General features: G+C 73.1%; 14 protein-coding genes, 1 pseudogene and 1 riboswitch. Of the genes and pseudogenes, 11 read left to right on the top strand and 4 right to left on the bottom strand.

Annotated features, from left to right (window positions below):
- Positions 1–11 precede the first annotated feature (11 nt).
- Together AD017_RS16060 and AD017_RS16055 are read left to right on the top strand one after the other, a co-directional pair.
- On the top strand, positions 12–371 hold the full coding sequence (locus tag AD017_RS16060; protein ID WP_010234641.1) for a hypothetical protein: 360 nt from the start codon (positions 12–14) through the stop codon (positions 369–371).
- Positions 368–1,888: an ABC transporter substrate-binding protein gene (locus AD017_RS16055; protein ID WP_060574722.1), complete on the top strand. Its 1,521-nt coding sequence runs from the start codon at positions 368–370 to the stop codon at positions 1,886–1,888. Before AD017_RS16060 ends, AD017_RS16055 begins: the two co-directional genes overlap by 4 nt.
- Positions 1,889–2,400: 512 nt before the next feature.
- Here AD017_RS16055 and AD017_RS16050 read toward each other — a convergent pair.
- Entirely contained in the window at positions 2,401–3,147 is a 747-nt protein-coding gene (locus AD017_RS16050) for a trans-aconitate 2-methyltransferase (protein WP_060574721.1), read from the bottom strand.
- 213 nt (positions 3,148–3,360) lie between these two features.
- Positions 3,361–3,632: riboswitch (cobalamin riboswitch) on the top strand.
- 113 nt (positions 3,633–3,745) lie between these two features.
- On the opposite strand from AD017_RS16050, the gene AD017_RS16045 reads away from it, so the two are divergent.
- The 5 genes from AD017_RS16045 to AD017_RS16025 all read left to right on the top strand — a co-directional run bounded on the left by AD017_RS16045 (position 3,746) and on the right by AD017_RS16025 (position 11,615).
- Complete coding sequence (locus tag AD017_RS16045; protein WP_060574720.1) at positions 3,746–6,745, top strand: ribonucleoside-diphosphate reductase subunit alpha; 3,000 nt, start codon at positions 3,746–3,748, stop codon at positions 6,743–6,745.
- Positions 6,742–7,818, top strand: coding sequence for a ribonucleotide-diphosphate reductase subunit beta (locus AD017_RS16040; RefSeq protein WP_010226799.1), 1,077 nt, complete (start codon positions 6,742–6,744; stop codon positions 7,816–7,818). Before AD017_RS16045 ends, AD017_RS16040 begins: the two co-directional genes overlap by 4 nt.
- 253 nt (positions 7,819–8,071) lie before the next feature.
- On the top strand, positions 8,072–9,583 hold the full coding sequence (locus tag AD017_RS16035; RefSeq protein WP_060574719.1) for an MmgE/PrpD family protein: 1,512 nt from the start codon (positions 8,072–8,074) through the stop codon (positions 9,581–9,583).
- The gene (gene prpB / locus AD017_RS16030; protein ID WP_060574718.1) at positions 9,583–10,491 is read left to right on the top strand and encodes a methylisocitrate lyase; all 909 of its coding nucleotides are present in this window, start codon (positions 9,583–9,585) and stop codon (positions 10,489–10,491) included. The genes AD017_RS16035 and prpB overlap by 1 nt, the downstream gene beginning before the upstream one ends.
- Positions 10,488–11,615 carry a bifunctional 2-methylcitrate synthase/citrate synthase gene (locus AD017_RS16025; RefSeq protein WP_060574717.1) on the top strand — a complete coding sequence of 376 codons (1,128 nt, stop codon included), beginning with the start codon at positions 10,488–10,490 and terminating at the stop codon, positions 11,613–11,615. The genes prpB and AD017_RS16025 overlap by 4 nt, the downstream gene beginning before the upstream one ends.
- Before the next feature lie 282 nt (positions 11,616–11,897).
- Here AD017_RS16025 and AD017_RS33450 read toward each other — a convergent pair.
- Positions 11,898–12,557: pseudogene (locus tag AD017_RS33450) on the bottom strand (LLM class flavin-dependent oxidoreductase); the annotation flags it as partial.
- A gap of 36 nt (positions 12,558–12,593) precedes the next feature.
- Here AD017_RS33450 and AD017_RS16020 point away from each other — a divergent pair.
- The 3 genes from AD017_RS16020 to AD017_RS16010 all read left to right on the top strand — a co-directional run bounded on the left by AD017_RS16020 (position 12,594) and on the right by AD017_RS16010 (position 15,472).
- The gene (locus AD017_RS16020) at positions 12,594–13,583 is read left to right on the top strand and encodes an ABC transporter substrate-binding protein (protein WP_227012760.1); all 990 of its coding nucleotides are present in this window, start codon (positions 12,594–12,596) and stop codon (positions 13,581–13,583) included.
- 126 nt (positions 13,584–13,709) lie between these two features.
- Entirely contained in the window at positions 13,710–14,711 is a 1,002-nt protein-coding gene (locus tag AD017_RS16015) for an iron ABC transporter permease (protein ID WP_060574716.1), read from the top strand.
- Positions 14,708–15,472: an ABC transporter ATP-binding protein gene (locus AD017_RS16010; protein WP_060574715.1), complete on the top strand. Its 765-nt coding sequence runs from the start codon at positions 14,708–14,710 to the stop codon at positions 15,470–15,472. The genes AD017_RS16015 and AD017_RS16010 overlap by 4 nt, the downstream gene beginning before the upstream one ends.
- A gap of 25 nt (positions 15,473–15,497) precedes the next feature.
- Here the strand turns inward: AD017_RS16010 and AD017_RS16005 are convergent, their stop codons facing one another.
- Positions 15,498–16,622 carry a bifunctional 2-methylcitrate synthase/citrate synthase gene (locus tag AD017_RS16005; protein WP_060574714.1) on the bottom strand — a complete coding sequence of 375 codons (1,125 nt, stop codon included), beginning with the start codon at positions 16,620–16,622 and terminating at the stop codon, positions 15,498–15,500.
- Positions 16,619–17,917 carry an isocitrate lyase gene (gene aceA / locus AD017_RS16000; protein WP_010226781.1) on the bottom strand — a complete coding sequence of 433 codons (1,299 nt, stop codon included), beginning with the start codon at positions 17,915–17,917 and terminating at the stop codon, positions 16,619–16,621. Before aceA ends, AD017_RS16005 begins: the two co-directional genes overlap by 4 nt.
- 207 nt (positions 17,918–18,124) lie before the next feature.
- Here aceA and AD017_RS15995 point away from each other — a divergent pair, with 207 nt between their 5' ends.
- On the top strand, positions 18,125–19,546 hold the full coding sequence (locus AD017_RS15995; RefSeq protein WP_060574713.1) for a short-chain fatty acyl-CoA regulator family protein: 1,422 nt from the start codon (positions 18,125–18,127) through the stop codon (positions 19,544–19,546).
- Positions 19,547–19,548 lie beyond the last annotated feature (2 nt).

The following is a 19,548-nucleotide window of genomic DNA, read 5'->3' as shown; positions in this document are numbered from 1 at the left end:
ATGTCGCCGCCATGTCCGCGCTCCCCGCCGTCACGGTCTGCCGGGGGTGCTGCTGCGGCTCCGGCCGGAAGCACCCGGGCGTCGACCACGCCGCCGTCCTCGACCGGATCACCGCCGGCACCGACGGGCACGCCCGTCTCCGGACCAGCGACTGCCTGGGCCCGTGCGCCGACTCCGACGTCGTCGTGGTCGGCCCGGTCCCCTCGGCCCGCCGGTCCGGCGCCCGGCCGGTCTGGCTGCGGCGGGTGCTCGACCACGACGCCGCCGACGCCCTCGCGCGCTGGGTGCGCGCAGGCGGGCCGGGCGTGGCCGAACGGCCCGCCGAGCTGGACGGGCACGTCTTCGCCCCCGGTCTGCGGGCGGCGGGATGAGGCCCCCGGAACTCACCCGGCGCGGCTTCCTCGCCGCGGGACTCGGCGCCGCCGGGCTCGTCCTCGCCGGCTGCGGCGGCGGTTCCGGCTCCGGGACCGACCGGCTGCGGGCCGCGTTCGCCGCGGGCGGATCCCGCGAGTCCCTCGACCCGCACGTCCTGCCCCTCTACGTCGACCAGGCGCGGGCGAAGGCGTGCTTCGACACGCTCACCGGCTGGTCGCAGGACATGACGCCGGAGCCCCGGCTCGCCGAGTCCTGGGAGAGCGACCCCTCCGGCACCCGCTGGCGGATCGTGCTGCGCGACGCCCGGTTCCACGACGACCGGCCGCTGACCGCCGACGACGTCCTGTACTCGCTGCGCCGCATCACCGACCCGGCGACCACCGGGATCGCCGCCGCGCTGTTCCGCGATCTCGACCTCACCGCGTCACGGGCGACGGCGCCGCGGGAGCTGGAGCTCGTCCTGAACCGTCCGAACTTCGTGTTCCCGCTGGCCTGGGGCGCACCCGGCACCGAGATCGTCCAGCAGGGGGCCACGACGTTCGACGCCCCCGTCGGCACCGGCCCGTTCCGCTTCGCCTCCTTCACCCCGGGCGGCCCGGCGCTCTACACCGCGTTCGACGGCCACTGGGACGGCAGGCCGGCGATCGGCGAGCTCGAGTTCCTCCCGGTCGACGACGAGGAGGCCCGGATCGGCGCGCTGCTCTCCGGCCAGATCGACTACGCGCACGACCTCACCCCGGCGGGAGCGGCCCGGCTCGACGGCGACGCGCGGGCCTCGGCACTGTCGGCCCCTGCGTCGGCGAACCAGTTCCTGGTGCTCCGGGTGGACCGCCCGCCGTTCGACGACCCGCGGCTGCGCGAGGCCGTCCGGCTCGGCATCGACCGCGAGGAGCTGGTCCGGATCGCACTGCTCGGGCGCGGCAGGCCCGGGAACGACATGTTCGGGCAAGGGCTGCGCTACTACCCGGACGTCCCCCAGGTCACCCGGGACGTCGATCGCGCCCGGGCCCTCGTGGCCGACGCCGGCGCGCAGGGGCTGGCCGTCGAGCTCCAGACCAGCGGGGCCGACCCGAACTTCGACGCCGCCACCGCCGTCGTCGCGCGGCAGCTCGACGGGATCGGGCTCCGGGTGACGCCCCGTGCGCTGCCGTCGGAGAACTACTTCAAGGCCATCCGGCAGCAGGGCGTGTTCTCCCAGAACAGCACCGGTGCGCTGCCGATCCCCGACTACGTCGGACGCCGGATGCTCACCTCCACCCCCACCTACGACTTCACCGGCTACCGCAACCCGGAGATCGACCGGCTCTACTACGGCGCCATCGGCACCGACGACGAGGCCGCCCGCACCGACGGCTTCGGCCGCATCCTGCAGACCCTGCGCGCCGACTCGGGCGGACTGGTCTGGGGCGTGCGGGACTGGAACGTCGGTGTGTCCGGCGGGGTCGCCGGGCTGGAACCGGCGCGACCCAACACCTTCGCCTGGGCGAACTTCGCCGGCGCCCGGCTCGCCTGACCACCGGCCCGACACGCGGCTCAGCCGACCGCCCGGCCCTGCGCCCGGGCCCGAGCCGCCCTGCTCCCGAAGCCGCACAGCTTCCGGCCTTGTCGCGCATCCTGCGGGATCACCGCACAGGGCCGAGCCCGTGCGGCAGCCCGCCACCCTGTGCGGCTACATGCCTCGGGAGCGCCGCGCTCACCGCGCACCTGGCACGGTCGCCGCACAGGATCCGTCCTCACCGCACACCTCGCGGGGCAACCGCAGAGGACCTAGCTCGTGCGGGAGCCCGGCACCCTGTGCGGCGGCGCTACCGGCGGCCGTCGACCTGTGCGGCTGCGCCTCGACCTGTGCGGCTGCCGGGCATGGGGACCGCGCGGCACGGTGTCCGCGCCGTCGCAGTCCCGGCCCGACAGCCGCACAGCGTCCGCGCACGCCGCTCACACCGCGTCGCAATCGCACAGGACCTGTCCCGTGCGGTGGCCCACCACCCTGTGCGGCTGTGTCGGTCGGATCGGGTGCCCGGCGGGTCAGCGGATCGCGACCAGCATCCGGCGGTCGAAGGTCTGGGTCAGCGTCCCCACCTCGGCGAAGCCGGCTCCGCGCAGCGCGTCCTCCCAGGCCGGGAGGGTCGACCCGCCTGCCACGTGATCGGCGAACCGGCGCTCCCGCTCGGCGAACTCCGTGGCCAGCGCGGGCTCGTCGGCGAGGGCGTCCCACCAGGCGCGGAAGTCCTCACCGGTGGCGAGACCACGCTCGGTCCGCTGTTCGCGCAGCCGCCGGGTCAGTGCGGCGAGGCGCGGTGCCGCCGGGTCGGCGAGGAGGGTGTCGACGTTCACGAACACCCCGCCCGGCCGCAGGGTCCCGGCGAGCTGCGCCGCGAGCGCGGGCAGGGCACCCTCCTGCAACCAGTGCAGTCCGGTCGCCGACACGGCGGCGTCGAACGGACCGCCCACCTGCTCCGTCCATTCCGGACCGGACAGGTCGGCGTCGACCCAGCGGACCCGGTCCCCGGTGGTGCGGCGGGCGAGCTCGAGCATCACCGGGTCGACGTCCACGCCGACGACCTCGGCCCCGGGGAAGCGGTCCGCCGCCCGCGAGGCCAGGGACCCCGGGCCGCAGGCGAGGTCGAGCAACCGCCCCGGGCCGGCGTCGAGCCCGGCGACGACGTCGAGGGCGAGCCCGAACAGGTCCTCGCGGTCGGGCACGTAGCGGGTCTGCTGGGCGTCCCACCGGGCCAGCCAGTGCCCGGCGTCGAGATCGGGGGCGACGACCACGGAACTCCTCCTGCGTAGCGGATGCACCTGCGCCCCGACGCTATTCGGCCTCCGTCCACAGGGGAACCCGCCTTCGATCGCGACGACGGTCACCCGCCGGAGTGGAGTGTCGAGGCGCCCGACCGCACCGGACCTGCGACGTTCACCGCGCGTGACGAATCGGCTCGAGATCCGGACACCTAGGGGTCTCGAACTCAGTGCAGCCCTAGATGTAGTGTCCGCGGCGCTGGTGGTTCACCGGCCCGCCCGGGTCGGTGAGGCAAGAGGGAACCCGGTGCGAATCCGGGACTGCCCCGCAGCGGTGAACGGGAACGACCGCCGTCACGAGCACTGGGAGACCCTCCCGGGAAGCGACGGCCAGTAGGCCGGGCGCCTGCGGCACTCGTGAGTGGAAAAGTCGGCTCAGGCCGCGATAACCACTCACGGGCGCCGAAGGCGCCCGATACCCGTGAGTCCGAAGACCTGCCACCGGTGCGCGCACCGCCCGGTGTGCGCTGCTCCGGGGCCTCGCGGGAGGGCGCCAGGGTGCGGTGCTCCATGCCGTCTCCTCACCTCGCGCGCGGTCACGGACCGACGGCGACTCGCGAGGAGAGAGCCCGTGACCGCATCCACCGCTCCCCCTGCCTCACCGAACGGCACCGCACCGGCCGCGCTGCGCGTGATCCGGCGCGACGGTTCCGAGACGAGCTTCGACGCCTCGAAGATCTCGGTGGCGATGACCAAGGCGTTCCTGGCCGTCGAGGGCGGCGCCGGGGCGTCGTCGTCCCGGCTGCACCCGCTCGTCCAGGAGCTGACCGGCCAGGTCGTCGCGGCGCTGCACCGGCACCCGACGCCGGTCGTGCAGGTCGAGCAGATCCAGGACCAGGTCGAGCTCGCGCTCATGCGCGGCGAGCACCACAAGGTCGCCCGCTCCTACGTGCTCTACCGGGAGCAGCAGGCGCAGGCCCGCGCGAGCGGCACCGGGGCCGCCGGTGCGAGTACGACGATCCATGTCACCGGCCCCGACGGCACCCGCGCCCCGCTGGACCGCGGCCGGGTCGAGACCGTGCTGGCCGAGGCCCTCGACGGGATCGACGACGTCGAGGCCGCCCCCGTGCTGGCCGAACTCGACCGCACGGTCTACGACGGCATCACCGCCGACGAGCTCTCCCAGGCGCTCGTCATGGCGGCCCGGACGCTCGTCGAGCGGGAGCCGGACTACTCGCTCGTCGCGTCGCGGCTGCTCATGGACCGGCTGCGCGCCGAGGCGGTGTCGCACCTGTCCGGTACCCGGGAGACCCCCGACCAGGCCACGATGGCCCGGGACTACGCGTCCTACACGAAGGACTACCTGCGGCACGCGATCGCGATCGGCCTGGTCGACGCCGAGCTGGCCACCTTCGACCTGGACCGCGTCACGGCGGCGCTGCACCCCGAGCGCGACCTGCAGATCGGCTTCCTCGGCCTCCAGACCCTGTACGACCGGTACTTCCTGCACGAGCACGGCACCCGGTTCGAGCTGCCCCAGGCGTTCTTCCTGCGGGTCGCGATGGGACTGGCCGTCCGCGAGGTCGACCGCGAGGCCCGCGCGATCGAGTTCTACGAGCTGCTGTCGAGCTTCGACTTCATGGCCTCCACCCCGACGCTGTTCAACTCCGGCACGACCCGGCCGCAGCTGTCGTCGTGCTTCCTCACCACCGTCGACGACGACCTCGACTCGATCTTCGGCGGCTACCGCAACAACGCGCTCCTCGCGAAGTACTCCGGCGGGCTGGGCAACGACTGGACCCCGGTCCGTGGCCTCGGCGCGCACATCCGCGGCACCAACGGTGTCTCGCAGGGCGTCGTGCCGTTCCTCAAGATCGCCGGGGACACCGCCGTCGCCGTCAACCAGGGCGGCAAGCGCAAGGGCGCGGCGTGCGCCTACCTGGAGACGTGGCACGTCGACATCGAGGAGTTCCTCGACCTCCGCAAGAACACCGGCGACGACCGCCGTCGCACCCACGACATGAACACCGCGAACTGGGTGCCCGACGAGTTCCTCCGCCGGGTGGAGGCCGACACCACGTGGACGCTGTTCTCCCCGGACGAGGTGCCGGACCTGCACGATCTCTACGGCGACGAGTTCGCCGAGCGGTACCGCGCGTACGAGGCAGCGGCCGAGCGGGGCGAGCTGCGCGTCCACCGGACGGTCCGCGCCGTGGACCTGTGGCGGCGGATGCTGACCATGCTGTTCGAGACCGGGCACCCGTGGGTCACGTTCAAGGACCCGTGCAACCTGCGCAGCCCGCAGCAGCACGCCGGCGTCGTGCACTCGTCGAACCTGTGCACGGAGATCACGCTCAACACCCGGGCCGGGCACGACGACGACCGGGGCGAGGTCGCCGTCTGCAACCTGGGTTCGGTCAATCTGGCCGCGCACGTGACGCGCGACGGGCTGGACGCGGACAAGCTGCGCCGCACGGTGACCACGGCGGTCCGGATGCTGGACAACGTCGTGGACATCAACTTCTACACGATCCCGGAGGCCCGCCGGTCCAATCTGCGCCACCGCCCGGTCGGCCTGGGGATGATGGGTTTCTCCGACGCGCTGTTCGTCCAGCGGATCGCGCCCGGCAGCGAGGCCGCGGTCGGGTTCGCCGACGTCAGCGCGGAGGTCCTGAGCTACCACGCGATCGCCGCGTCGTCGGACCTCGCGGCCGAGCGTGGTCGCTACGCGAGCTTCGAGGGCTCGCTGTGGAGCCGCGGCGTCCTGCCGATCGACTCGCTCGACCTGCTGGCCGACGCCCGCGGCGAGGGTGAGCTGGAGGTCGACCGGTCCTCCACACTGGACTGGGCGTCGCTGCGGGAGACCGTCCGCACCCAGGGGATGCGCAACTCCAACGTGCTCGCCATCGCCCCGACGGCGACGATCTCGAACATCTGCGGGGTCGGGCAGTCCATCGAGCCGATCCACCTCAACCTGTACGTGAAGTCCAACATGTCCGGCGACTTCACCGTGGTCAACCCGCACCTGGTCCGCGATCTCAAGGAGCGCGGGCTGTGGGACGAGGTGATGGTCTCGGACCTCAAGTACTTCGACGGCTCGCTGGCCGAGATCGACCGGGTGCCCGGCGACCTCAAGGAGCTGTACGCGACGGCGTTCGAGATCGAGCCGCGCTGGCTGGTCGAGGCCGCGTCGCGGCGGCAGAAGTGGCTCGACCAGGCGCAGTCGCTGAACCTGTACCTGGCCGGGCCGAGCGGGCGGAAGCTCGACGAGCTGTACCGCCTGGCCTGGCGCTCCGGTCTCAAGACCACCTACTACCTGCGGACCAGGGCGGCGACGTCGGTGGAGAAGTCCACCCTCAAGGGCACCGACGGGCGGCTGACCGGGGTCCCGACCGGGACGTCCGGGACGTCCGGGCCTGCCGGGCCTGCGGCCTCGCCCGCCGCGACGGTCCCCGCCGTGCCGGTGCCCGGCACCGCCGTCACCCCCGACCCGGCGGCGGTCCGGCCGGTGACGACCGGGGCGCCGTCCGCCGGCCCGGCGGACTCCACCGCGACCGCGGAGACGGAGCTCGACCTCGACCCCGCCGCCGCCTGCTCGATCGACGACCCCGACTGCGAGGCCTGCCAGTGACCACTGTGGAGAACGACCCCGACACGACCGGCCTCGGCGAGATCGACCGCGGCGCGGCCCCGATCGACGCCGACGACAAGCGCATGATCAACGCGCGGGCGGACGTCAACCAGCTCCTGCCGCTGAAGTACCACTGGGCGTGGGACAAGTACCTGGCCGGCTGCTCGAACCACTGGATGCCGACCGAGGTCGCCATGCAGGCCGACATCGCGCTGTGGCGCAGCCGGGACGGCCTGACCGACGACGAGCGCCTGATGCTCACCCGCAACCTGGGCTTCTTCGCCACGGCGGAGTCGCTGGTCGCGAACAACGTCGTGCTCGCCGTCTACCGGCACCTCACCAACCCGGAGTGCCGGCAGTACCTGCTGCGGCAGTCGTTCGAGGAGGCCGTGCACACGCACACCTTCCAGTACGTCTGCGAGTCGCTCGGGCTCGACGAGGGCGAGCTGTTCAACGCGTACCGGCAGGTCCCGTCGATCACCGACAAGGACGCGTGGGCGCTGCGCTACACCCAGGCGCTGTCCGACCCGGACTTCTGCACCGGCACGCCGGAGAACGACCGGGCGTTCCTGCGCGATCTCGTCGCGTTCTACGTCGTGTTCGAGGGGATGTGGTTCTACACCGGGTTCGCGCAGATCCTGGCCCTGGGTCGCCGGAACAAGATGGTCGGCGTCGCCGAGCAGTACCAGTACATCCTGCGCGACGAGTCGATCCACCTGAACTTCGGCATCGACTGCATCAACCAGATCAAGATCGAGAATCCACACCTGTGGACGGAGGAGTTCGCGGCCGAGATCCGCGCGATGCTGCACGAGGCGTGCGAGCTGGAGGTCGCCTACGCCCGCGACACCATGCCGCGCGGGATGCTCGGACTGACCGCCGAGTCGTGCGAGCAGTACCTGCGGTTCATCACCGACCGGCGGGCCGAGCAGATCGGCCTGGCGCCGCTGTTCGGCCAGGCCGACAACCCGTTCCCGTGGATGAGCGAGGCGATGGACCTGCGGAAGGAGAAGAACTTCTTCGAGACGCGGGTGACCGAGTACCGCACCGGCGGCTCCCTGGAGTGGGACTGACGGCCGGCCCTCCCACTGAGATGCAGTTCAGCGTTCCGGCAGAGGCCCGTGGGCGACGCTGAGCTGCATCTCGGCGAGGTGACCGGCCGGGTCTTCGCAGGATTCGCCGAACGGCCCGGGAAGTACGCAGGACTTCGCCGTCGTGGGCCCCTCGCCCCCGGAGCAGCCGCAGGTCCAGGCTCGATGGGCCGGTCCTCACCGGCGTCGCACCTGGCCCTCCGAAGGCCCGTCCGCTCCGCCGGGAGGAGTTCGCATGACAGTCGAGCACAAGGTCCGCGTCCATCGCAGCGAGGAGGACCTCGCGCGGCCCGACCAGCTCGCATGGAAGATCGCCGAGGTCGCGGCGGATGGGATCGCCCCGCCCGCCGAGGTCGCCGACATGGTCGTGAACCGGTTGATCGACAACGCCGGCGTGGCGACCGCGTCGCTGGACCGCCGCCCGGTCGTCGCGGCTCGGGCGCAGGCGCTGCGGCACGCGGCGGCGTCCGGCCGTGCGGGCGCGGTCGTGTTCGGCACCCGAGAGCGTGTCTCGCCGGAGTGGGCGGCGTGGGCCAACGGCGTCGCGGTGCGCGAGCTGGACTACCACGACACGTTCCTCGCCGCGGACTACTCCCACCCCGGCGACAACATTCCCCCGCTACTGGCCGTCGCCCAACACGTCGGCGCCGACGGTGCCGCTCTGACCCGTGCCGTCGCCGTGGCCTACGAGGTGCAGGTCGCCCTGGTGACCGGCATCTGCCTGCACCAGCACAAGATCGACCACGTGGCGCACCTCGGCCCGTCGGTCGCCGCCGGGATCGGCGCGCTGCTCGACCTGCCGACCGAGATCACCTGGCAGGCGGTGCAGCAGGCCCTGCACACCACGACCGCGACCCGGCAGTCCCGCAAGGGCGAGATCTCGTCGTGGAAGGCCTTCGCGCCCGCCTTCGCCGGCAAGGTCGCGATCGAGGCCGCGGACCGCGCCATGCTCGGCGAGGGCGCGCCGTCGCCGATCTACGAGGGCGAGGACGGGGTGATCGCGTGGCTGCTGGACGGTCCGGACGCCGGCTACACGGTGCCGCTGCCGGAGCGCGGTGAGGCACCCCGGGCGATCCTGCAGACCTACACCAAGGAGCACTCCGCGGAGTACCAGAGCCAGGCGCTGATCGACCTCGCCCGGCGTCTCGGGCCACGCATCCGGGAGGCGGGCGGCCCGGAACGGGTCCGCAGCATCGTCATCCACACCAGCCACCACACGCACTACGTGATCGGCTCCGGCTCGGGCGACCCGCAGAAGTACGACCCGAAGGCGTCGCGGGAGACCCTGGACCACTCGATCCCCTACATCGTCGCCGTGGCGCTGCTCGACGGCGGGTTCCACCACGAGCGGTCCTACCCGCCGCACCGCCCGACCGACGACGAGCTCGTCCGGCTCTGGCACGCGGTCTCCACCGTGGAGGATCCGGAGTGGACGCGCCGGTACCACTCGGCGGACCCGGACGAGAAGGCGTTCGGCGGCCGGGTGGAGGTCTCCCTCGACGACGGCCGGACGCTCGTCGACGAGATCGCGGTCGCCGACGCGCACCCGCTGGGCGCCCGCCCGTTCGGCCGCGACGAGTACCTGGGCAAGTTCCGCGACCTGGCCCGCGACCTGGTGGACCGGGTGGAGCAGGACCGGTTCCTCGACGCCGCGCTGCGGCTGCCCGAGCTCACCGCGGACGAGCTGGGCGAGCTGACGGTCGTCCCGGCGGCGCTCGCCACCCATCCCGGCCGCGGGGTCTTCTGATGCTCGGCACGACCACGACGGCGCACGAGCGGCGGGTCGCGCTGCGGGACGCACTGGCGAGCGGACGGCTGCTGCAGTTCCCGGGCGCGTTCAACGCGCTGTCCGCCCAGCTGATCGCCGAACAGGGCTTCGACGGCGTCTACGTCTCGGGCGCGGTGCTCTCGGCGGAGCTCGGGCTGCCCGACGTCGGCCTGACCACCGCCACCGAGGTGGCCGGGCGGGCGGCCACCATCGCCCGCGCCACCGGCCTGCCCACGCTGGTCGACGCCGACACCGGCTGGGGCGGCCCGGCCAACGTGGCCCGGACGATCCAGACGTTCGAGGACGCCGGGGTCTCCGGCTGCCACCTCGAGGACCAGATCGGCCAGAAGCGCTGCGGCCACCTGTCCGGCAAGGAACTCGTGTCCACCGACGACATGTGCACCCGGATCCGCGCCGCGGTCCGGGGCAGGCGCGACGAGGCGTTCGTCCTCTGTGCCCGGACCGACGCCCGCGCGGTGGAGGGCATGGACGCGGCGGTCGCCCGCGCGCGGTCCTACGTCGAGGCCGGGGCGGACATGGTGTTCGCCGAGGCGCTGACCTCGCCGGACGAGTACGCCGCGTTCCGCGACGCGCTGGACGTCCCGCTGCTGGCCAACATGACCGAGTTCGGGCGCACCCCGCTGCTGGACGCCGCGACGCTTGAGAAGCTCGGCGTGAACGTCGTCATCTACCCGGTGACCCTGCTCCGGCTGGCCATGGGCGCCGCCGAGGCCGGCCTCGCCGAGATCCGCCGCACCGGGACCCAGGCCGGCGTGGTGGACCGCATGCAGACCCGGGCCCGGCTCTACGAGCTCATCCGCTACGACGCCTACGGCGAGTTCGACGCCACGCTCGCCGGCCACCTCGACGAGGAGGACCCCGCATGACCGTCACCGACGCACCTCCGCAGATCCACAAGGGCCTCGCCGGAGTCGTCGCCGACACGACGGCGATCTCCAAGGTGGACTCCGACACCAACTCGCTGCTCTACCGCGGGTACCCGGTGCAGGACCTGTGCGGGCGCGGGAGCTTCCTCGAGGTCGCGCACCTGCTCTGGCACGGCGAGCTGCCGGACGCCGCACAGCTGGCCGACCTCGACGCGCGGGAGAAGGCGCTGCGGCCGCTGCACCGCAGCCTGCGGTCGCTGTTGCTCGCGACGCCGGACAGCTGCCACCCGATGGACACCCTGCGCACCGCCGTGAGCTGGCTCGGCTCGGAGGACGCGCAGGAGGACGACGCCGGGGCGAACTCGGCGAAGTCGCTGCGGCTGCTCGCCGCACTGCCCACCGTCGTCGCACTCGACCAGCGCCGTCGCCGCGGGCTGGACCCGATCGCGCCGGACCCGGACCTGGGGTACGCGGCGAACTTCTTCCAGATGAGCTTCGGCGAGATCCCCGAGCCCGAGGTGGTCCGGGCGTTCGAGGTCTCGATGATCCTCTACGCCGAGCACAGCTTCAACGCCTCGACGTTCACCGCACGGGTGGTGACCTCGACGTTGTCGGACCTGTACAGCGCCGTCGTCGCGGGGATCGGTGCGCTGAAGGGCCCGCTGCACGGCGGGGCGAACGAGGCCGTCATGCACATGCTGGCCGAGATCGACGGCCCGGACGCCGCCGAGGCGTGGCTGGCCGACGCGCTGGCGAACAAGAAGAAGATCATGGGATTCGGGCACCGGGTGTACAAGCGCGGCGACTCCCGGGTGCCGACCCTGCAGACGGCGCTGGAGGAGGTCGTCGCGCTGCGTGGAGCCCAGGAGCTGCTCGGGACGCACTCGGCGCTGGCCGCCGCGATGCTGCGGGAGAAGGGCCTGCACCCGAATCTCGACTACCCGGCGGGCCCGCTCTACCACCTGATGGGGTTCGACATCCCGATGTTCACCCCGCTGTTCGTGATGTCCCGGATCACCGGCTGGACCGCGCACATCACCGAGCAGCTCGCGGCGAACTCCCTCATCCGCCCGCTGGCGGCCTACGAGGGCTCGGCACGCCGCGAGGTCCCGGACCCCGGCTGACCCAGCCGGTCCCCCACCGGCCGGGCCCGCTCGTCGATCACGGGCAGGTCCGGCCGGCACCGGCGGTACCCGGTCGGCCAGTGCGGCGGTGCGGCGCACCACGGGTTCCAGTTCGGCGAACGGCAGCCGGGCGGGCTGGACGTGGCACAGCAGGTCGGTCGCGTAGGGGAGGCACGGGTCGGCCGCCAGCCCGGCGGCCACCTCCTGCTCGGTCCCCGCGTACACGTTGCCCGCGCGCAGGTGCGCCGCCGGATCGCGGCCCCACCGTGCGACGTGCGGCGCGAGCAGGTCGTGTACGGCCACCCGGGACGCACCCGGCACGACGGGGCGGGAGAGCCCGACCCGCCGCCCGCCCAGCGCGCGGAAGCGGGCTAGCAGCCGGGCGGAGCGGACGTCGTCGGGCCCGGACGGGCCGGACCGCCTGCCCGACAGCAGGCCCAGGCCGCGGGCCGCGGCCACCGCGACCCCGTCCTCGGACGACGTCGCGAGCCAGGTCCGCCCGCGCAGGCCCCGGACCGATGGGACGACGTCGGCGCGGACCAGCACGTCCAGCACCTCGGCGAGCCGGGCGTGCCGCTCCTCGGGCCGCACGCCGAACGCGTCCGCCGCCCCCGCGTCGGATCCCGCACCGACGCCCAGCTCCAGGCGGCCACCGCTCAGCGCGTCCACCGTCGCGGCGTCCTCCGCCAGCCGTAGTGGCTGCTCGAGCGGCCCGACGACGACCGCGGTCCCCAGCCGGATCCGCCCGGTCCGGGCGGCGACGGCGGCCAGCACGACGAGCGGGGACGACGCGTGGCCCTGCTGTGCACCGAGATGGTGCTGGGCGATCCAGAACGAGCCGAAGCCCAGCTCCTCGGCGAGCACGGCCAGCCGGACGGTGTCGGACAGCTCGGCCGCAGAGTCCCGCGGGCCGGAAGCGTGGGTCAGGACACCCCAATTCACCCTCGACACCTGATCAATCTTTCATAGATTGTCCGGGTGATCCGATCCCGTCCGGCCCTCGTGGCCGTCGCCGTGTCCGCCGTGCTGCTTCTCGCGGGCTGCGGCTCCGCCGTGCAGGACGCCCCCGCGCCGGGAGGAGGGACGGCGGAGGGCTTCCCCGTCACCGACGACAACTGCGGTGTCACGACGACCTACACCGCCCCGCCGGCCCGTGCGGTCACCCTCACCTCGAACGCCACCGAGCTGATGCTCGAGCTGGGTCTGCAGGACGCGATGGTCGGCACGTCGTACCTGAAGAACCGGCCGATCGGCGAGAAGTACGCCGAGGCCTACGCCGGGGTCCCGGTGCTGGCGCCGGGCCAGCCGTCGCTGGAGCAGCTCGTCGCCGCCGAGCCGGACTTCGTCTACTCCGGATACCCGGACGGGTTCTCCGAGTCCAACGGCCACACCCGGCCGCGGCTGGCCGAGCTGGGGATCGACACCCACCTCAATTCCGAGTCGTGCCGCGAGGGCAGGTCCGGTTTCGAGGACCTGTTCGGCGAGATGACCCGGATCGGTGCGATCTTCGGCGTGGCGGACCGGGCGGAGGCGAGCGTCGGCGAGCTGCGCGGACGGCTGGACCGCGTGCGCGAGCAGCTCGGGAGTGTGGAGCCGGTGCCGGTGTTCGTCTACAACAGCGGCGCCGACGCACCGCGGACCGCGGGCGGCAAGGCGATCCTCACCGAGATGATCGAACGGGCCGGCGGGCGCAACGTGTTCGACGACGTCGCCGAGCGCTGGCCCCAGGTGTCCTGGGAGCAGGTCGCGCAGCGGCGTCCCGCGGTGATCCTGATCTACGACTACCTCGAGCCCAGCGTCGAGTCGAAGATCGCCACGCTGCGGTCGACACCCGCGATCGCGGCGGTCCCGGCCCTCGCCACGGGTGCGTTCCCGACCGTCGCGCTGTCCGAGGCCCAGCCCGGCCCGCGGTCCGTCGACGCCGTGGAACAGCTGGCCCGGGACCTGCACCCCGACCGCTTCCGGTGACCCGGCGCGCCGAGCTCGTCGCCGTCCTGCGGCCCGACGGCGCCCTCCCGCGCGGCGCCGCCGCCGGTCCCGTCGCACGGGCCGCGGGACGGTACCCGCTGCCCCTGGTCGTCGCGTGGGCTCGCGGTGCTGCTCGTCGCCGTCACCGGGGCGGCGCTCGCGACCGGATCGGTGGCGGTGCCGTGGTCGCAGACCTGGCGGATCCTCGCGCACCGCCTCGGCGGGACCGCCCTGGTCCCCGCCCCGGACTGGTCCCGTGCGCAGGACCTCATCGTCGCCGACACCCGGCTGCCCCGGGTCCTGCTGGCCGCCCTCGTCGGGGCGACACTCACGGTGGCCGGGATGGTCCTGCAGGCGGTGGTCCGCAACCCGCTCGCCGGTCCGAGCGTCATCGGGGTCTCCTCGGGCGCCGCGACCGGCGCCGTCGTCGTGATGCGGTTCGGGCTGCTCGGGGCCGGGGCGCTGACGCTCAACGTCGCGGCCTTCGCCGGGGCACTGGCGACGCTGGCCGTGGTCCTGACGATCGCCCGCTCGGCCGGCCGGATCACCGTGCTGCGGCTGATCCTCGGTGGTGTCGCGGTCGGGTCGGTGCTGTCCGCGCTGACCAGCCTGCTGGTGCTCACCGCACCCAGTCCCACCCTCGCCTCGCAGGTGCTGTTCTGGACCCTCGGCGGGTTCGGCGCGACCCGCTGGGAGCTGCTGCTCGGCCCCGCGGTCGTCCTGGTCGCGGGCCTGGTGCTGCTGCTGGGACGGGCCCGCGAACTCGACCTGCTGCTCGCCGGTGACGAGAGCGCCGGGGCACTCGGCCTGGACGTGCACCGGTTCCGGCAGCTGATGTTCGTCGTGATCGCGGTGCTGGTGGGGGTGACCGTCGCGGTGAGCGGCGTGATCGGGTTCGTGGGGCTGATGCTTCCGCACGTCGTGCGCTTCATGGTCGGCGCCGGGCACCGCCGCGGGCTGCCGGTCGCGGTGCTGGTCGGCGCGGTGTTCACCGTGCTCGCCGATCTCGTGGCCCGCACGGTGATCAGCCCCGAGGAGATCCCGGTCGGGATCGTGACCGCGCTGGTCGGCGGACCGTTCTTCGTCTGGCTGCTACGCCGCGACGGGCGCCGGGAGGAGCACCGGTGACCCCGCTGCGCATCGAGGACGTGACGGTGACCGCCGGCGCCGCGACGCTGGTCGCCGGCGTGTCGCTGGAGGTGGGGGCCGGCGAGACGGTCGGGCTGCTCGGACCGAACGGCAGCGGCAAGTCCTCGCTGCTGCGCACCGTCTACCGGGTCAACCGGCCCGCGTCCGGACGTGTGCTGGTCGACGGCGCCGACGCCCGGGAGGGGCCCGCTCGACGGGTGGCCCGCCGGGTCGGTGTGGTGATGCAGGACGTGCCGACCGACTTCCCGCTGACGGTCCGCGAGATCGTCGCGATGGGCCGGTCCCCGCACAAGCGGGCGCTGCAGGCGGACGACCCGGTCGACCACGCCCTGGCCGGAGCGGCACTGGAGGTGCTCGACCTCACCCGGCTCGCCGGGCGCCGGCTCGCCACGCTGTCCGGCGGGGAACGCCAGCGGGCGCTGGTGGCGCGGGCGCTGGTGGGACGGCCGTCACTGCTGGTGATGGACGAGCCGACCAACCATCTCGACGTCCGGCACCAGCTCGCACTCCTGGAGCTGGTCGGCGAGCTGGGGCTGCCAGCGCTCGTCGCGTTGCACGACCTGAACCTCGCCGCGCGGTACTGCGACCGGATCTGCCTGCTCGACGGCGGCCGGGCGGTGGCGACGGGGACGCCCGCCGAGGTGCTCACGCCGGAGCGGATCGGCGCCGTCTACGGCGTCACCGCGACCGTGCTGGAGCATCCCTCGGCGGGCTGCCCGCTCGTCGTCCTCTCGCCCTGAACCCGCACCGGGGCGGGCCGGGACGTCACCGGCCCGCGGGCACCTCCCTCCTCGCCTTCCCGTCGTAGGCGGCGACCGGGCGGATCAGGACGTTGTCGCCGGCCTGTTCGACGACGTGCGCGGCCCAGCCGCTGATCCGCGACATGACGAACAGCGGCGTGAACAGCGGGGTGTCGAACCCCATGAGGTGGTACAGGGGGCCGGCCGCGTAGTCGAGGTTGGGACGCAGCCCCTTGTCCCGCAGCATCGCCCCGGCGAGCACCTCGTAGAAGGCCAGCAGGTCCCGGCCACCGCGCAGGTCGGCGATCCGGCGCAGTTCGCGGTGCAGGATCGGCACGCGGGAGTCCCCACGCTTGTAGACCCGGTGGCCGAAGCCCATGACCGTGTCACCGGCACCGAGCCGCGCGTTCAGCCACTCGTCGACGTCGTCCGGGTCGCCGATCTCGGCGAACTGCTCCATCACGGCCTGGTTCGCCCCGCCGTGCAACGACCCCTTCAGCGCTCCGATCGCACCGACGACCGCGCTGTGGAGATCGGAGCGGGTGGAGGTCACGACCCGGGCGGTGAAGGCGGAGGCGTTGAAGCTGTGCTCGGCGAACAACATCATCGACACCTCGAAAGCGCGCACCACCTCGGGCTCGGGCACCTGCCCGAAGGTCATGTGGAAGAAGTTCTCCGCGTACGGCAGGTCCTCGCGCGGCGCGATCGGCTCCTGCCCCCGCCGGCGGCGCTGCTCCAGGGCGACGACGGTGGGCAGCACGGCCAGCAGCCGCATCGCCTTCTCCCGGCCGGCCTCCGGCGACGGGTCGTCGGCCTCCGGGTCGACCGCGCCGAGCCAGCTGACCGCCGTGCGCAGCACGTCCATCGGATGGCAGGCCGGCGGCAGTGACAGCAGCAACCGCTCCAGCGCGGGCTCGATCGTCCGCAGCGACCGTTCGCGACCGTCCAGTTCCACGAGCTCGCCGGAGTCGGGCAGCTCGCCGGTCCACAGCAGGTGCGCGACCTCCAGGAACCCGTGCCGCTCGACCAGGTCCTGCGCGGGGTAGCCCCGGTAGAGGAGCACGTTGTGGCCGGGATCGACGTCGGAGATCGCGGTCGAGTCGGCGACGACACCGACCAGTCCGCGGCGGATGCCGGGGTCGCCGGTCATCGGGCGCGGGTGAACTGCTCGGCCTCGGTCGACCCGGCCAGCGCCGTCGTCGACGACTCCGGGTTGACCGCGGTGGAGACCGCGTCGAACCAGCCCGTCCCGACCTCGCGCTGGTGCTTGACCGCGGTGTAGCCGTCGGCCTCGGCCGCGAACTCGCGCTCCTGCAGCTCGACGTAGGAGGTCATGCCGTTCACGGCGTAGCCACTGGCCAGGTCGAACATCGAGTGGTTCAGCGCGTGGAAGCCCGCCAGGGTGATGAACTGGAACGCGTAGCCCATCGCGCCCAGCTCGCGCTGGAAGCGGGCGATCGTGTCGTCGTCGAGGTGCTTGCGCCAGTTGAACGACGGCGAGCAGTTGTAGGCCAGCATCTGGTCCGGGAACTCACCCTTGATCGCCTCGGCGTACTTGCGGGCCAGGTCCAGGTCCGGGACCGAGGTCTCCATCCACAGCAGGTCCGAGTACGGGGCGTAGGCCAGGCCACGGGTGATGCACGGGTCGATGCCGCCGGTCACCCGGTGGAAGCCCTCCGCGGTGCGCTCCCCGGTGAGGTACGGCCGGTCGCGCTCGTCGACGTCGGAGGTGATCAGGTTGGCGGCCTGTGCATCGGTCCGGGCCACGATCACCGACGGCACGTCGGCGATGTCGGCGGCCAGCCTGGCCGCGTTCAGGGTGCGGACGTGCTGCGAGGTCGGGACCAGCACCTTGCCGCCGAGGTGGCCGCACTTCTTCTCCGACGCGAGCTGGTCCTCCCAGTGCACGCCCGCGGCACCGGCGGCGATCATGCCCTTCATCAGCTCGAAGGCGTTCAGCGGACCGCCGAAGCCCGCCTCGGCGTCGGCGACGATCGGCGCGAGCCAGTGCGGGTCGACGTCCTCGCGCCGCTCGAGCGTGGTGATCTCGTCGGCCCGCAGCAACGCGTTGTTGATGCGGCGCACCACCGACGGCACCGAGTTCGCCGGGTACAGGCTCTGGTCCGGATAGGTCTGGCCGGCCAGGTTGGCGTCGGCCGCGACCTGCCAGCCGGACAGGTAGATCGCCTCCAGGCCCGCCCGGACGCTCTGCACCGCCTGGTTGCCGGTCAGGGCTCCCAGCGCGTGCACGTAGTCCCGCTCGTGCAGCAGGTCCCAGAGACGCTCGGCGCCGAGCCGGGCCAGCGTGTGCTCCTCGCGGACGCTGCCGGACAGCGCCACCACGTCCTCGGCGGTGTGACCGCGGGTGACGCCCGCCCAGCGGGGGTCCTCAGACCACTGCCGGGTCAGCTCGTCGATCCGCTCCTGCCGGGTGCTCCCGGTCATGTCGTGCTCCTTCTGCGAAGTCTCGTTCGTGCGTCGCCTCACGTGACGGCCGGGGGTGACCGGACGCCGCGTCGGCTCTCGAACGGGGTGTGACCAGCTTCGGAGTGAGAACGGTGATCAGCGACGGTGGCGTCGTGCCAACTTCTGCACATCTTCCGGGGCGATTCTGCGAATCTTGCGAACACCGATCTTCGCTAGCATCCGGGGATGGCTGCCACAGGTGTCCCGGGAACCCGGCTCCGGAGCCTGCGGGAGACGCGGTCGATGAGCCAGGCGTCGCTCGCCCGCACGCTGGGGATCTCGCCGAGCTACCTGAACCAGATCGAGCACGGGTCCCGCCCGCTCACGGTGCCCGTCCTGCTGCGGATCACCGAGGTGTTCGGGGTCGACGCCGCGTTCTTCGCCGCGCGCCGCCCCGAGCGGCTCGTCGCGGAGCTGCACGAGGTGTTCGCCGAGACGACGACACCGGCCGGGGCGGTGTCGCCGACCGAGATCGAGCGGCTCGCCGCCGAGATGCCGACCGCCGCCGACGCGGTGCTGGAGCTGTACCGGCGGTGGCGGCGGGCCGACGAGCACCTCGCCGCGGCGACCGACTCCCCGCGCGACGGCAGCGACCGGGTCCGGTCCGCGTCCCCGCACGAGCAGGTGCGCGACTTCTTCTACCGGCGGCGCAACCACATCGCCGACCTCGACGACGCGGGCGAGGACCTCGCGGCGGAGATCGGTGTACGTCGCGGCGAGGTCCGCCGGGCGCTGGCCGAGCGCCTGCGCGGCCGACACGGGGTGAGCATCGCCGGCCTGGACGACACCGATCCCGAGGGCGCCGGCGAGCTGCACAGCTACGACCGCACGCACCGGGTGCTGCGCCTGTCGCCCACCCTGCGGCCCGGCCAGCAGGCGTTCCGGATGGCGACCCAGCTCGGCTTCCTGGAACAGGACCACGTCATCGACGCGCTCGCCGCCGAGGACTCCGGCGACGAGGCGACCCGCACCCTCACCCGGATCGGGCTGGCCCGCTACTTCGCCTCCGCGCTGACGCTCCCCTACGGAGAGTTCCGGGCCACGGCCGAGGAGTTCCGGTACGACGTCCAGCGGCTCGCCGACCACTTCGGACAGGGTTTCGAGACGATCTGCCACCGCCTGTCGACCCTGCAGCGGCCGTCCGAGCCGGGCGTGCCCTTCTCGTTCGTGCGGGTGGACCGGGCGGGGAACATGTCGAAACGCCAGTCGGCCAGCGGGTTCCACTTCTCGCGGGGCGGCGGGACCTGCCCGCTGTGGAACGTGTACCACGCCTTCACCGCGCCAGGGGAGATCCACGTGCAGGTCGCGTCCATGCCGGACGGTGCCCGCTACCTGTGGGTGGCCCGCACCGTGCACGGCTCACGGCGGCGCTGGGGCAGCCCGGGCAAGACGTTCGCGATCGCTCTGGGCTGCGAGCTCCGGCACGCCCACCGGCTCGTCTACTCCGCCGGGCTGGATCTCGACGACCCCGCCGCGGCCACCCCGATCGGCGCCGGGTGCCGGGTGTGCAGCCGGGACGCGTGCCCGCAGCGCGCGTTCCCGCGGCTGGACCACGCCCCGTCGATCCAGGAGGACCGCAGCACGTTCGTGCCGTACCCGACCGGCTGAGC

It is taken from the genome of Pseudonocardia sp. EC080619-01 (genome assembly GCF_001420995.1).
Classification (GTDB): Bacteria; Actinomycetota; Actinomycetes; order Mycobacteriales; family Pseudonocardiaceae; genus Pseudonocardia.
Note: the sequence above shows the minus strand (reverse complement) of the source record. Positions and strands in the feature narration are given on the sequence as shown.